Origin of the sequence: Flavobacterium sp. MMS24-S5, assembly GCF_050320125.1 — a bacterium.
Classification (GTDB): domain Bacteria; phylum Bacteroidota; class Bacteroidia; order Flavobacteriales; family Flavobacteriaceae; genus Flavobacterium; species Flavobacterium tyrosinilyticum.
This window is the reverse complement of the sequence record NZ_CP190016.1, coordinates 1,175,113-1,187,380: the sequence shown is the minus strand read 5'-3', so window position 1 is coordinate 1,187,380 and position 12,268 is coordinate 1,175,113. Positions and strand designations below refer to the sequence as shown.

General features: G+C 33.6%; 18 protein-coding genes. 2 read left to right on the top strand and 16 right to left on the bottom strand.

The genetic code is table 11. From position 1 onward, the window contains the following. The gene (locus ACPWTF_RS05225) at positions 1-366 is read left to right on the top strand and encodes a glyoxalase (protein ID WP_427874699.1); all 366 of its coding nucleotides are present in this window, start codon (positions 1-3) and stop codon (positions 364-366) included. Here the strand turns inward: ACPWTF_RS05225 and ACPWTF_RS05220 are convergent. From ACPWTF_RS05220 to ACPWTF_RS05195, 6 genes are all read right to left on the bottom strand, one after another. Continuing rightward, positions 337-1,473, bottom strand: a complete 1,137-nt coding sequence (locus tag ACPWTF_RS05220) for an acyltransferase family protein (RefSeq protein WP_427874698.1) — start codon at positions 1,471-1,473, stop codon at positions 337-339. The genes ACPWTF_RS05225 and ACPWTF_RS05220 overlap by 30 nt on opposite strands. Before the next feature lie 114 nt (positions 1,474-1,587). Continuing rightward, the gene (locus ACPWTF_RS05215) at positions 1,588-2,271 is read right to left on the bottom strand and encodes a 2'-5' RNA ligase family protein (RefSeq protein WP_427874697.1); all 684 of its coding nucleotides are present in this window, start codon (positions 2,269-2,271) and stop codon (positions 1,588-1,590) included. A 6-nt stretch (positions 2,272-2,277) separates the two neighbouring features. After that, a complete protein-coding gene (locus ACPWTF_RS05210; protein WP_427874696.1) occupies positions 2,278-2,646 on the bottom strand; it encodes an iron chaperone in 369 nt (122 codons plus the stop codon). Positions 2,647-2,868: 222 nt separating this feature from the next. Beyond that, the gene (locus ACPWTF_RS05205; RefSeq protein ID WP_427874695.1) at positions 2,869-3,336 is read right to left on the bottom strand and encodes an SRPBCC family protein; all 468 of its coding nucleotides are present in this window, start codon (positions 3,334-3,336) and stop codon (positions 2,869-2,871) included. A 299-nt stretch (positions 3,337-3,635) separates the two neighbouring features. Beyond that, positions 3,636-4,586 (bottom strand): polysaccharide deacetylase family protein, encoded by a 951-nt coding sequence (locus ACPWTF_RS05200; RefSeq protein WP_427874694.1) that lies wholly within the window; start codon positions 4,584-4,586, stop codon positions 3,636-3,638. Positions 4,587-4,591: 5 nt separating this feature from the next. Continuing rightward, a complete protein-coding gene (locus tag ACPWTF_RS05195) occupies positions 4,592-4,984 on the bottom strand; it encodes a DoxX family protein (RefSeq protein ID WP_427874693.1) in 393 nt (130 codons plus the stop codon). A gap of 85 nt (positions 4,985-5,069) precedes the next feature. Between ACPWTF_RS05195 and ACPWTF_RS05190 the strand changes: the two genes are divergently transcribed. Further along, entirely contained in the window at positions 5,070-5,915 is an 846-nt protein-coding gene (locus ACPWTF_RS05190; RefSeq protein ID WP_427874692.1) for a helix-turn-helix domain-containing protein, read from the top strand. A gap of 9 nt (positions 5,916-5,924) precedes the next feature. On the opposite strand, the gene ACPWTF_RS05185 is transcribed toward ACPWTF_RS05190, so the two are convergent. The 10 genes from ACPWTF_RS05185 to ACPWTF_RS05140 form a co-directional block, all read right to left on the bottom strand. Next, positions 5,925-6,506 (bottom strand): TIGR00730 family Rossman fold protein, encoded by a 582-nt coding sequence (locus ACPWTF_RS05185; protein WP_427874691.1) that lies wholly within the window; start codon positions 6,504-6,506, stop codon positions 5,925-5,927. Positions 6,507-6,609: 103 nt separating this feature from the next. After that, positions 6,610-7,134 carry a GNAT family N-acetyltransferase gene (locus tag ACPWTF_RS05180; protein ID WP_427874690.1) on the bottom strand — a complete coding sequence of 175 codons (525 nt, stop codon included), beginning with the start codon at positions 7,132-7,134 and terminating at the stop codon, positions 6,610-6,612. A 107-nt stretch (positions 7,135-7,241) separates the two neighbouring features. Then, entirely contained in the window at positions 7,242-7,649 is a 408-nt protein-coding gene (locus ACPWTF_RS05175; RefSeq protein ID WP_427874689.1) for a lactonase family protein, read from the bottom strand. Beyond that, positions 7,634-8,365 (bottom strand): lactonase family protein, encoded by a 732-nt coding sequence (locus ACPWTF_RS05170; protein ID WP_427874688.1) that lies wholly within the window; start codon positions 8,363-8,365, stop codon positions 7,634-7,636. The genes ACPWTF_RS05175 and ACPWTF_RS05170 overlap by 16 nt, the downstream gene beginning before the upstream one ends. Before the next feature lie 156 nt (positions 8,366-8,521). Continuing rightward, positions 8,522-9,625: an MBL fold metallo-hydrolase gene (locus ACPWTF_RS05165; protein ID WP_427874687.1), complete on the bottom strand. Its 1,104-nt coding sequence runs from the start codon at positions 9,623-9,625 to the stop codon at positions 8,522-8,524. Position 9,626: 1 nt separating this feature from the next. Further along, entirely contained in the window at positions 9,627-10,049 is a 423-nt protein-coding gene (locus ACPWTF_RS05160) for a DUF1801 domain-containing protein (RefSeq protein ID WP_427874686.1), read from the bottom strand. A 5-nt stretch (positions 10,050-10,054) separates the two neighbouring features. Next, positions 10,055-11,095, bottom strand: coding sequence for a serine hydrolase domain-containing protein (locus tag ACPWTF_RS05155; protein ID WP_427874685.1), 1,041 nt, complete (start codon positions 11,093-11,095; stop codon positions 10,055-10,057). A 94-nt stretch (positions 11,096-11,189) separates the two neighbouring features. Continuing rightward, the gene (locus tag ACPWTF_RS05150) at positions 11,190-11,558 is read right to left on the bottom strand and encodes a nuclear transport factor 2 family protein (protein ID WP_427874684.1); all 369 of its coding nucleotides are present in this window, start codon (positions 11,556-11,558) and stop codon (positions 11,190-11,192) included. Between the two features lie 79 nt (positions 11,559-11,637). Further along, positions 11,638-11,850: an ArsR family transcriptional regulator gene (locus tag ACPWTF_RS05145; protein ID WP_427874683.1), complete on the bottom strand. Its 213-nt coding sequence runs from the start codon at positions 11,848-11,850 to the stop codon at positions 11,638-11,640. Between the two features lie 4 nt (positions 11,851-11,854). Further along, positions 11,855-12,265: a hypothetical protein gene (locus ACPWTF_RS05140; protein WP_427874682.1), complete on the bottom strand. Its 411-nt coding sequence runs from the start codon at positions 12,263-12,265 to the stop codon at positions 11,855-11,857. Between the last annotated feature and the right edge of the window lie 3 nt (positions 12,266-12,268).

The window sequence follows — 12,268 nt, the reverse complement described above, 5'->3', positions numbered from 1 at the left end:
ATGAATCACGGAGCTAAATCAATCAGACCTTTTATAGGTGCTAAGAACTTTGAAATCTCTAGAAGTTTTTATCGCGATTTAGGATTTGAAGAAACGGTTTTAGAATCTAATTTTTCGGTTTTTAAAACGGGAGTAATAGCTTTTTATCTTCAAGATTACTACGATAAAAACTGGATTGAAAATACTATGATTTTTCTGGAAGTGGATAATGTCGAACGCTATTACAGCGAACTTTTAGCTCTAAATCTTCCCTCAAAATATGAAGGAGTAAAACTGACTCCAATAAAATATTTGGATTGGGGAAGCGAATGTTTTTTGCACGATCCGTCTGGAGTTTTATGGCATTTTGGGAAATTCAAGCAATAATTTTTTCTCACTCAAAAACCTTGTTTTCCATTTCATAAATGGCTTCTCAATTATTTGATGTAGCAAATATGCGGCTCCTACACAAGTAATAATGCAAATTAGCATTGAAAATGTACTACTTGTATCAATGTTTAAAGAAGCGAGAAATTCCTGCGTAATATGAATAATTCCTTTGTGCGTTAAATAAATTCCATACGAAAGCCCTGCAATAAAAGTAGTGGTTTTAGAATTCCATTTGTATAAAACGCTTTCAGGAGATATTGCGCCCATAACTACAAATCCATAGCCGAGCCCAATTACCGGAAATCCGAAAAGTGATGCGTAAAAAGATCTTTCTTCAATGCAAAGAATATAAGCACCAAACAATATTAGAAGTCCAATTATAAGTAAAAGGTTGCCGTATTTCGAGATTTTATTCCATAATTCAGGAAGAAATTGATAGAGGGCAGCAATGGATACTCCAATCAAAAGTCCATCCAAGCGATTGTATGTTGGGTAGTAAATATATTTGTACCAATAAAGCCAAGAATTATCATTTTCAATTAATGGAATATATAATTTTTCCCAGCTATAGAATCGAAAAACAAATCCTAACAAGACAAAGATAATCAGCAGCCAATAGGATTTTTTGAAGAATGTTGTGTTGAGCAAAAAGTACAGAAATAGAGGTAAAAGAAGATAAAAGTGTTCTTCTACGCAAAGTGACCAAGCATGCGAAAAAGTGCCAAAATCTTGAAGGTTTAAATCAAAATTTTGAGTAAAAGTAAGTAGCTTCCATAAAGGAGGAAGCGCTTCTCTTTCTCTAAAAAAAGGAAAAAGATAATAGATTGCTGTGACGAACCAAAAAGCAGGCAGAATTCTAAAAAAGCGTTTTACAAAAAAGTCTTTAAACGAAATTTCGATGCCATTTTTAATTTGAAAAAACAGCTGAGAAGAAATTAGAAAACCACTTAAAACAAAAAACAAATCGACTCCTGTCCAGCCAAATTTAGCAATTGCAGGAAGCCATTTTGGGTAATCAAAAACGGGAACTTGATAATGAAATAAAAAAACAAAACAGATTGCAAAAGCACGTAAATGATCTAGTCCGTAAAGTTTTTTATCCACCGTTGTAAGTTTGTATAATTTGGTTATTTTGAACCCAAAGGTAGAAGTATTTGTAAAGCTTAAAACTCGAAATTAGAAGTTTTATTAACAAAATTTATTCTGGTTTAAAGTAAATTATCTCAAACAAAAATCTCCCAAAACACGAGTAGTATTTTTACGCTGATACCAGTCATTGTAAACCAATTCTAAATTTTTAACTTCGAATTCTCCGAAATCATAATCACGAAATTTTGCTGCTATTTCTATTAGTTTTTTCGGGTCATGAAGCTTTTCTTGAAAACGCATTATAGTTGAATGGGCTGTCGATATAGAATAACGGCTATCTATGCTTTGCTGTAATCCGGAATTTTTAAAGTTTTCACGAAGTCTATTTCGTAAATTATTCAGCGTTTCGTCGCTTGGAAATCCCTGAATCATAATTGCCGAAGGAGAAGCAGTTATGCCTTTGTAATGAATTTTTATTTTCTCCACATCTACAAGACTTCGGCAGATTACCTCGATATATTCATTTGGTGAAATCTGATCTAAGGTAAAAGCTGAAGAACAAGAAATAATCGACATAATGGTAATATGAATGTCTGAATCTGGGTAAAAATATTGCTCAGGTTCGGCTTTTTTTAATTCATTAATGAAAGTCTGAATATTAGCTTTAGTTTCATCATTTGGGCGAATAAGTAACGTGATTCCAAAACGAGAATCAGATTCATTTTTAAGTTCAGAATCAATAGCATATTTGCCTGCTGAAATGATTTCAGAAGATGTTTTGTAAAGTTGATCGTAATGTTGGATTAAATTCATTGTGGTTTATTTCTTTTTTGCTTTTTCCAGATTTTCTTTGACTCTAAATTTGACAATTTCAGTAATCAAGTCATAAGGCATTGCTTCTTTTAAAGGAAATTGAACAGATCCTTTTCCAGATTTATATTTAGAAAGTTTTTCTGCAAAAGCAGCGTGTCCGCTTGGTAATGCATAAAGTCCAATATGGTTTTTAAAAGCCGCAAAATAAACTACAATACCGTTCTGTTCAAAAGCTGGCATCGAATAACTGATTTTTTCTTTGGCATCTGGCGCCGCCTTCTGAATCGTCATTCTAACTTTTTCCAGAATTTCTTGTACATCATTAGGAAATGCTCCAATATATTCGTCTATGTTTTCGGGTTTCTTTGTTTCCATTTGGAGAAATTTATTTTTAAGTTTTTTTTTAATCTCGCAAAGTCGCGAAGTCGCAAAGTTATTTTGAACAGATCTTAAAGATTAAGTTTTTTGTTATAAATAAAAAAACTTAGTGACTTTGCGTCTTTGCGAGACTAATTCGTAGCAGTATAGAAAACTTCGCGTACTTTGCGTAAAACCTTTGCGAGCTTTGCGTTAAAAAACTTTACGGTTAAATCACAATTAAGCAAGTCCTTTAGGAAAGCGATCCAATACCAAATTCAATAGTAAATTATGCTCTAAATAAGCTTTTGCTCCAGCCAAAACCAAAGTAAAACCCTCAGTCGAATTACGAACCTGATCGATTATTTTATCAGTGTCTCCATGAAAACCTGAATTGATGATACTTACAAAAGTTTCATTTTCATTCAACGGACTAAAAACCCATTCGACCAAAGTGATTTCATCTGGATTTCCCCATTCAATTACAATCTTTTTATTTTCCTGTAAAACAAGCGTAGTAACCGAAAGCGAAAAACCGTACATTTCCCAAGTCCATTCTGTTTTTTTATTTTCTTCTAATTTTCCAGATCCCTTTGTAAACCAAAATTTACTTGTAATATGAGGATCAATAAAAGCCTGAAAAACTTCTGAAACAGGTTTTCTTATCAGCATTTCGGCCTTTGCATATTTGTTGTTTTCTGTTTTCATTTTTTGTTGGTGAGATGTTGTTTGCGAATTGTAAAATGTGAAAAAAGTCTAGTTTGTTATTCCGAGGAACGAGGAATCTTCACAAGAAACTCCGTAAAGAAAAGCCAATCTTTGTCGAGCTACTGGCGGAGATTCCTCGTTCCTAGGAATGACAAGATTGGGTTTAAAACTGATACGTTTTTTCGAACCTCTAAATTTAATAAAAAAAATCCACACAAGTTTTTACCTGCGTGGACTTTATAATCTACAATCTGCGATCTACAATCTGCGATCTACAATCTACAATCTGCAATCTAAATTTATTCTCTTATTGTAGTTTTATCATGTAGTGCTATTTCTGCAATTTCATCTTTTCGTTTAAAGCTTACGCCTTGATGTTGCTGCATATATTTGATGAGATCGTTTGCTGCTTTTACCATTTGCGGAGTTCCTCCAATACGGTCATGAAAACTAATTGACATTTGTCGGCGTTGTGTTTCACTTTCAGCGTATAATTGGTCAAATTCCATTTTAACTTGTTGAAAGAATTGATCTGCCGAAAAGTTTTTCCCTTCAATCAAAACAATATCATTGCATCGAAGTGTATATGGAACCACTGCAAAATCTTTATTTTTTATCTGAATAATAAAAGGTTCATCACGGCTAAGATCATCGATATGATATTTAAAACCAAGTTCCTGTAAAATATCCAGAGTATTTTGTCCTCGGCGTAACCAGTTGGCATTGTAACCAACAGGAGTAAAGCCTGTAACTTTTTTTATGGCATCGACACCGTCTTTTATAAACTTTTTTTCTTCGTCATACGGCATGGTGTATTGCGTGCTCCAGCTCATTCCGTGTGCGGCAGCTTCGTGGCCTCGTTGTACAATTTCTTTAGCCAGTTCGGGATTTTTTAAAACGGCGGTTCCAACCATGTGCGAAGTTACTTTTACGCCCAATTTATCCCAATTGTCCAACATACGTGGAATGCCTTCTTTATATCCATATTCGTACCAGGTTGCAGAAGGAAGATCAATAAAACCTTTTTGTATATTTTGAGGAAACGGACTTTCGGCATTTTGAGGCTGTCCGCCAGCTTCAAATTGCATTGAGATCGAAACCACTAATCTAGAACCATCTGCCCATTTTGTTTTTTGTGGGACGAAAAGAGGTGCATTTTTCGAAACTTCCGAAAAAGTTTCAATAGGATTCATCATGCCAACCATTCCTATTATTCCAGTTTGCTTAATAAAATTTCTTCTTGAACTCATGCTATTTATTTTTTAATTAAAGTATCAATTGCCCAGCTGTTATAATCTGCAAAATGCAAAAGCAAAGCAAAGAAAGCGATGTGAATTAATTGTGACGGAATAGCTTCCCAGTTCTCAATCATCGAAGTGCCAAATAATAAGATGACCATAACAATTGCTCCTCCAACTAAAGAGGGTTTAGTAAAGATGCCTAATAATAGGAAAAGACCAATTGCAAATTCGGCTATTGGAAGAATGTAACTAAATGGTGTTATGATGATTTTTGGCAGCATCGAATTTTCAAAACTGCCAACCATCCAATTGCTGAAAGTTGCTAGTTTTGGCAAACGGACTAATCCGTGGCCAAACATACTGATGGCGATTGCAAGACGTAATAATAAAAATGAGGTTGTTTCCATATTGATGTGATTTTATAGTACAAAGTTGCAGATAACGACTTTTATAAATTTGTACAATCATTGGAATAATTTGTATTTTTGGAAGATGGAAATTAGAAACTTACACCGTCCTTTTGAACTTCAGTTTTTAGAAGTTTTAGAATACGAACCGAAAGAACGTAAAAATACGTTCTTTGAAATGGTGTTTGTTCTAGAAGGAAAAGGAACTCAAATTATCAACGATCATCGATTACCGTATAGCAGTGATAAGTTTTTCTTGATTTTTCCTCAAGATACACATAGTTTTGAAGTCACTGAGAAAACGAAATTTTTCTTTATACGCTTTAATGACAGTTATCTTAAAACGCAAAACAGCGATTGGATTCAGAAGTTGGAGTTTATTTTCCATAACCACAATCATATGCCGGGCTGTATTTTAAAAACTATAATCGACAAACCTTTAATAAGGGCAATGATAGAGGCACTTATTAGAGAAGAAAAAAGCCAGTTTCCGCAGCAGCAAGAAGTTATAAAGCAAATTCTAAATACGATTATAACAATAGCAGCGAGAAATATTTCGCTTATGGCTCCTCTTAGTATAAATGAAGTTAATGCAGTGCCAAGTTTGGATTTATTGAATTATGTTCATCAAAATATTTATCGTCCAGATCAATTAAGGGCATCGAATATGGCGTCAGCATTTAATATTTCGCCCAAATATATAAGTGAGTATTTTAAAACCAAAACAGGGCAAAGCATACAGGAATATACAATCGCGTACAAAATAAAACTAATTGAAACACGACTGAAATATACCAGTATGCAAATCAATGAGATTGTGTATGAATTTGGTTTTAGCGATGCAAGTCACTTGAATCGACTGTTTAAAAAACATAACGGAGTAAATCCAAGTGACTATAAAAAGCAGTTTAAAAATGTTGATAGAGTGTAACGCCGAAAACTAAGATTGTGCTTTGTCAATCCATTTTCCAACTGTTGGCGGAACATAATTTCTCATTTTTTCTAATAAATCATCAATAGAATCGCTAACTAAAAGCATTTGCTGATTGACCTCTTTCAGCAATCCTTTTTCGGTCATGGTTTGCAGTAATGCAATAAGCGAATCGTAAAAGCCATTTATGTTTAAAATAGCAATTGGTTTTTTATGAAGCCCTAATTGTGCCCAAGTCAGCATTTCGAAAAGTTCTTCAAGTGTTCCAAATCCTCCAGGAAGTGCAATTACGCCATCGCATAAATCGTTCATTTTGGTTTTTCTTTCGTGCATGCTTTCTACCAAAACTAATTCAGTTAAACCTAAATGAGCAATTTCTTTAGATCTTAAAAAGTTTGGAAGCACACCAATCACTTTTCCGCCAGCGTTTAAAGCGCCGTCTGCTACAGCGCCCATCAAACCGACATTTGCACCACCATAAACTAGTTCTATATCTTGTTCGGCTAAAGTTTTTCCAACTAAAATTGCTTGTTCTTCGTAAATTTTTTCAGTGCCAAAACTAGAGGCACAGAAAACGGTTATTCTTTTCATTTTTCTTTTTTTTTATTATTTTGAGAAGTAAGAAGCAAGAGAAGTTCTGCATTTTTCTTGCTTCTAGTTTCTTTCCTCTAAATTCTTTTCTCTTAAGAATCTCTCATTCTTTCTTCAATTCATATTCAAAGTAAGGCACTTCAAGACCATTAACAGTAAATGTCAGCTCATTGATTTTTTCTGCTCCGAGTTTTAAAACGGCTTTTTGCGAACGGAAATTTTCTGCTCCAATATGAAAAAGTACCGAATTAACATGCTGAAAAGCATAATCAATCATTAATTTTTTGTTCGATTTATTATAAGGCCCGCCCCAATATTTTCTGGTAATAAAAGTGTAGCCAATTCCAACGCTCGATTTTTCTGGATTGTAATCGTAGAAACTCGTTGTTCCCATAATTTCGTTGGTTTGTTTATCGAAAATTAAGAACGGACTTTTTGTAATTATCATATCAAAATAAGTTCTAAAAACGTCTCTTTTATATCGATCTTTAGCTGGATTTTGTTCCCAAATTAACGGATTGGAAGCGGCTTCAAATAATGCTTCAAAATGTTTTTCTTCTAACGGAATTAACTGTGAGATTTCATTTTCTAAGAAATCGGGCTGTAGATTGAAGTTATTTATTGTCATATTTTTGGTTTTTTATGATTAGTTTTTGCCTAATTAGACAGAATGTAAAAAATAAAGCAAGAAATAAAATCTGCTATAATCAGCAAAATCTGCGTGAAACAAAAAAATTAAATCTGCTTAATCTGAACACAAGAAACGTTTTCCATTTTAATCTCTTTTCCTATTTTCTTTAATAATCCAGTTTTAGAATCTCTTTTAAAAACAACAACATTGTTGGTCAATACATTTGATGCTACTAAAAATTTTCCGCTTTCATCAAGAGCAAAAATCCTCGGATGTTTTCCTAAAGTAGATTGATAGCCAATGTTTTTTAGATGCCCGTTTTCATCAATAGAGAAAATCGCAATATTGTTTTCTTTTCCACGATTTGTAGCATATAAAAATTTACCATCAGGTGAAATATGAATATCAGAGCTTTCAAAACCCTCTTTTATTTTATCGGAATGCGTCGCAATACGCTGAATTTTATTTAAAACACCATTTTCGTAATTGTAAACGCTTATTTGCCCCGCCATTTCTTCAATACAATATCCCCATTTTTGATTGGGGTGAAAAGTAAAATGTCTTGGCCAGCTTCTAAATCGGTTTTCGTAAACGGATTTTTAGTTTCAATTAAAGGCTTTTTTAGATTTTCATCAAAAGCATAACAGCGAATTTTATCGGCTCCTAAATCGGGTAAAAACAAATAATCGCATTGAGGAGAAAATATGGACGAATGAACGTGAGATCGAGTTTGTCTGTCTTTATTTACGCTTCCGTCCATGTATTGAAAATTTTGAGCAATCGAATCGATTTTGCCGTTTTCCAAGATCGGATAAACCGAAACGCTTCCTTCGGTATAGTTGGCATTGGCAAGCCATTTTCCGTTTTTATGAACAGAAACATAAACAGGATTTTCACCTCCGCTTCTCTGACTGTTTAAAAAAGTCAAAGTTTTTGCTGACGGATTAAATTCAAAACTGCTTACGCTTCCTGCATTTGGAGTTTTGGTATCGGTGCAAGCATAAATGTATTTTCCGTTTGGTGAAACCGTTAAATAAGACGGATTGACAACATTCTTAACCGAAGTAAATTTGGTTAATTTACCACTCAAGGTATCCAATTGATAAACTTGAATAGCTTCAGCTGTTTTATCACGATTGTAAGATCCTAAAAAAACATAGGTATTTTGAGAAAATAGGTTTATTGTTAATAGAAATGCAATTGCGAAATAGTATATTTTTGGTTTCATTTTTTGGTTTCAGGTTTCAAGTTTGAAGTTTCAGGTTTCACGTTTCAAGTGCTGTGCTTGTTGTCAGGCTGAGCGAAGTCGAAGCCCAATTGCCAATCGGAACGCCCTTCGACTTCGCTCAGGGTGACATTACAATTCACAATTCACAATTCATAATTAATTAACCCCTTTCCACCATTGCTTAAACTCTTGTTTTTCATTTTTCAATTCAACGATTTCGCCAATCATTGGTGTAATTAAAGGAATCGGATTTTCAGACAAACTATTCAATTCGGTTACTTTTTTCAAAGGTTCGTCCCAAGCATGAAGCGATAGCGAAAATTTAGAAGAATGCACCGGAAATACACGTTTTGCTTTCAGGTCTTTCATTGCTTTTATTACATCTTGAGGCATATTATGAATATATTTCCATTTCTCATTGTATTGACCATTATCCAATAAAGCGATGTCAAATGAACCGTATTTTTCACCAATTGCAGCAAAATGAGAATCGTAACCGCTGTCGCCACCCAAATACATCTTAAAATCTTTAGTTTCCAAAACAAAAGAAGTCCAAAGTGTATTGCATCTTTTAAAACTTCTGCCAGAAAAATGTCTTGATGGCGTAGTATGAATCGTCAGGTTTTCATCTAATTTGATGGTGCTGTACCAATCTTTTTCGATAATTTTTTCTGATGGAAATCCCCAAAACTCAAAATGTGAACCAACTCCAAGAGCGGTAACAATCTTTTTTGTTTTAGGTTTTAATTTTAAAATCGTATCGTAATCCAGATGATCATAATGATCGTGTGTAATCAATAAATAATCAATTTCTGGAAGATCCTCGACAGAATAAATATCAGAACCTTTGAAAGATTTTGTTGTGCCGGGAATAGGAGAGGCGTTTCCGCTAAAAACGGGATCAATTAAAAATCGTTTTCCTTCCAACTGAATAAAATAAGACGAATGTCCAAACCAAACTAAAATATCCTGATCAAGAGGAAGTTCATGCAAATTGGTTTTTATAGACGGAATCAAATCGGTTGGAGTTTTTCTTTCTACTTTTTTGAAGAAAAATTCAAACAAAACCCCCGCCATACTTTCTCCTTCTGCAAGGTCGGGTGTAAAAGATTGATTTTCAAATTTTCCGTTTTTATATTGAGGCGAATTTTGAATTAAAGTTAATCTTTCGCCAGAAGGAGCTTTTCCGAATTTTGGATGCTGAAGAAATTTGTAAATGGCAAGTAGTATTAAAAATACGAGAATTAAGAATATAATCATTTTATTTTGAGGGATATAATTTTTGAGTGTATTGTTTAGAAAGCAAAATTATCTTTTTTAAGATTTCGATATCGACATCAGCCAATTTTTTGATATAAATGCAAGCTTTTGAAGAGGTGTGTTTTCCTAGTTTCGATAAAAGTTCTTCTCTTTTTTCTTCTGGCAAATAGAAATAAACGGTCAATGCTGTTTTTCTTGGCGAAAATCCAGCTAAAGGCGCGTCGCCTTCATGCCCGCTTTCATATTTATAATGATAACTTCCAAAACCAATAATGCTTGGTTCCCACATCTTGGGTTCAAAACCGGTTGTTTTCTGTATTATTTTAAGAAGTTCAAAAGCATCTTTTCTTTTAACTTCATTTTCGACAGCGTTAATAAAATCAGTAACACTGTTTTGAGTTTCTGTAGTTTTATTTTTTGCCATTTTGTTTACTTTTTACTTAATAAATCGCTTTTTAGAAGGATGTTTTTGATTTTGAATTCAGAAGCATAAAACAAATTGGCATCTTCGGGCATTTGATTTTCTAAAACAATCAGACTAACGTCGCTTTCTGGGAAATACAAATTTACACCAGAAAATCCGTCTCCTAAACCTGTATGTCCAAGATATTTTACAGATTCTTCTTCTACAATTCGAATTCCGTCTCCATAAGGTTGTTTTTCTTTTCCGAAGAAATTATGCTGAGATAAAATGGTGTTTTTAGTTAATAACTGATACGATTCTTGTTTTAATATTTTTCCTTTATGAAGATTAGTGTTCCAAATGGCAAGATCAGAAACGGTTGAAATAATGCCGTCTGCACCTAAAGTTTCATCTGTGATCTGCCTTGAAGTATCAGCTTCCAGCTGATTTTTTACATTATAATATCCCGTTGCCAAATTTTGTTCTTTATCTTTTGAATAACAAAAAGTGTGATTCATTTTTAATTTCTTAAAAAGTGATTCAGCAACCTCTCTATAGCTTTTTTTAGAGCTGAATTCGACAATTTTTGCGACCAGATTAAAACTTAGATTTCCGTATTTAAAATCGGTTCCCGGTTTAAAAGCCAATGGTTTTTCTAAATCGACAATTCCGTGCGAGTGATTTAAAAGCTGATGTACTGTTACCGAATCGGCCCAAGTTTGCGTAAGCTCTGGCAGGTATTTTTTGATTGGAGCATTCAAATTTACTTTTCCTTTTTCTACTTCCAACAAAAGAAAAACGGCAGCAATTAATTTACTGTTGGACATGATTTCAAATTGGGTATCCATTTTCAAAGGTGTTCTAGTTTCAAAATTAGAAAAGCCTTGTGCTTTAGAATACATTGTTTTTCCGCTTTGCGAAATCAAAATCACACCATTAAATTTTGGATTAGAATTTTGAAGTATACTGTCGATACTTTTTTTATAATCCTCTTTTTTCTGTGCCGATGAATTGCAAGAAGTGAAAATTAGAATTGTTAATAAGGAAATTTTGGCGATGAAGTTCATTTGATTGTTAGTGGTGAATTTTTTAATGGTCAATTTTCAATTCTCAGTTTTCACGTTTTGTAGGTAACTTGAAACCTGAAACGTGAAACAAAAATTAAAACATTCCATTTGCATTAATAGAATCTTTTGGAACGGGCTGCCCTAAATCCCAGAATTCTACTATTTTGTCGTCTTTAAATTTTAGAATATGCACCACGGCAAAACCAATGTCTGAAGGCGTTTGTTTAAGATGTGAATGCACAGCAACAAGGTTTCCATCTTCTAAAACATGATGAATTTTAAAAATCTTATTCGGATTTGTCCTGGCAGATTCTTCCATGGCAAGCATTAAGGTGTCTGCATCGCCTTTGAAGTACGCGTTGTGATGTTTGAAATTCTTTCCGACATATAATCGAAAACCTTCGTGAGAATGTCCTTTTGCTGCCAATTTCAGGAAGTTTTTAGCGATTTCTTTCTTAGTCATGATTCAAGATTTAAAAGCAAACTAAGTTATGAAATAAAGTGCTATAAATTTTGTAGAAAAGAAAAGGAAATTTATAAAATTAAATGGCTTCTGATTTTATTTTGCTAAGATCTATTCCTAGTTTAGAAAACTCTTTTTCACCCAATTCGGTTATGTAAAAATGCTTCTCTTCGGGATTATTTTTGGCAATCCATTTTTTGTCTGCAAATGATTCTAGAAGCAATTCTCCCAATTTACCGCCAAGATGTTCATAGCATTTTTTTGCTGGTTTTATCTTTTTTTGATTTTCCATTATTTTACTTTTTTACAGCAACTTTAGAAGCCAAATAAGCCATCGGAATATAAGCAAAAACTAAATCAACTAAACCATACCAAAGTGGAGAAGGTAAAGTGAAAATTGTAACAAGACCACCAAATAAAAAGAAACCTCCAATGCCGAAAGCCAGTTTTGTTTTGTGCTTAATTGCAGCAAAAGCGGTTGTCAATGCTCCTGCAAAAGTTCCGAGTGCGTGCGCCAAAAATGGGAAAAGAAAATGCTTTGGCTCAAATAAATGCATGTTTGCTTTTAAACCTTCAGCAGTAGTAACGTCTGCACCATTTGGCGCTGGAATTATAGAGCCGCTTACTAAAATGATGCTCATGTTGACAATACTGCCAATAACAAGACCTGCAATTACAGCCAAAGTATTTCTTAAAAATGGATTCATAAT

Excerpts from the sequence above, each read along its gene's own strand:
- ACPWTF_RS05175 (WP_427874689.1), bottom strand. The coding sequence starts at position 7,649 with ATGGCGGGGCAAATAAGCGTTTACAATTACGAAAATGGTGTTTTAAAT.
- ACPWTF_RS05215 (WP_427874697.1), bottom strand. The coding sequence starts at position 2,271 with ATGAATTTAATCCAACATTACGATCAACTTTACAAAACATCTTCTGAA.
- ACPWTF_RS05140 (WP_427874682.1), bottom strand. The coding sequence starts at position 12,265 with ATGAATCCATTTTTAAGAAATACTTTGGCTGTAATTGCAGGTCTTGTT.
- ACPWTF_RS05205 (WP_427874695.1), bottom strand. The coding sequence starts at position 3,336 with ATGAAAACAGAAAACAACAAATATGCAAAGGCCGAAATGCTGATAAGA.
- ACPWTF_RS05180 (WP_427874690.1), bottom strand. The coding sequence starts at position 7,134 with ATGACAATAAATAACTTCAATCTACAGCCCGATTTCTTAGAAAATGAA.
- ACPWTF_RS05200 (WP_427874694.1), bottom strand. The coding sequence starts at position 4,586 with ATGAGTTCAAGAAGAAATTTTATTAAGCAAACTGGAATAATAGGAATG.
- ACPWTF_RS05170 (WP_427874688.1), bottom strand. The coding sequence starts at position 8,365 with ATGAAACCAAAAATATACTATTTCGCAATTGCATTTCTATTAACAATA.
- ACPWTF_RS05165 (WP_427874687.1), bottom strand. The coding sequence starts at position 9,625 with ATGATTATATTCTTAATTCTCGTATTTTTAATACTACTTGCCATTTAC.
- ACPWTF_RS05145 (WP_427874683.1), bottom strand. The coding sequence starts at position 11,850 with ATGGAAAATCAAAAAAAGATAAAACCAGCAAAAAAATGCTATGAACAT.
- ACPWTF_RS05225 (WP_427874699.1), top strand. The coding sequence starts at position 1 with ATGAATCACGGAGCTAAATCAATCAGACCTTTTATAGGTGCTAAGAAC.
- ACPWTF_RS05195 (WP_427874693.1), bottom strand. The coding sequence starts at position 4,984 with ATGGAAACAACCTCATTTTTATTATTACGTCTTGCAATCGCCATCAGT.
- ACPWTF_RS05160 (WP_427874686.1), bottom strand. The coding sequence starts at position 10,049 with ATGGCAAAAAATAAAACTACAGAAACTCAAAACAGTGTTACTGATTTT.
- ACPWTF_RS05210 (WP_427874696.1), bottom strand. The coding sequence starts at position 2,646 with ATGGAAACAAAGAAACCCGAAAACATAGACGAATATATTGGAGCATTT.
- ACPWTF_RS05185 (WP_427874691.1), bottom strand. The coding sequence starts at position 6,506 with ATGAAAAGAATAACCGTTTTCTGTGCCTCTAGTTTTGGCACTGAAAAA.
- ACPWTF_RS05190 (WP_427874692.1), top strand. The coding sequence starts at position 5,070 with ATGGAAATTAGAAACTTACACCGTCCTTTTGAACTTCAGTTTTTAGAA.
- ACPWTF_RS05150 (WP_427874684.1), bottom strand. The coding sequence starts at position 11,558 with ATGACTAAGAAAGAAATCGCTAAAAACTTCCTGAAATTGGCAGCAAAA.
- ACPWTF_RS05155 (WP_427874685.1), bottom strand. The coding sequence starts at position 11,095 with ATGAACTTCATCGCCAAAATTTCCTTATTAACAATTCTAATTTTCACT.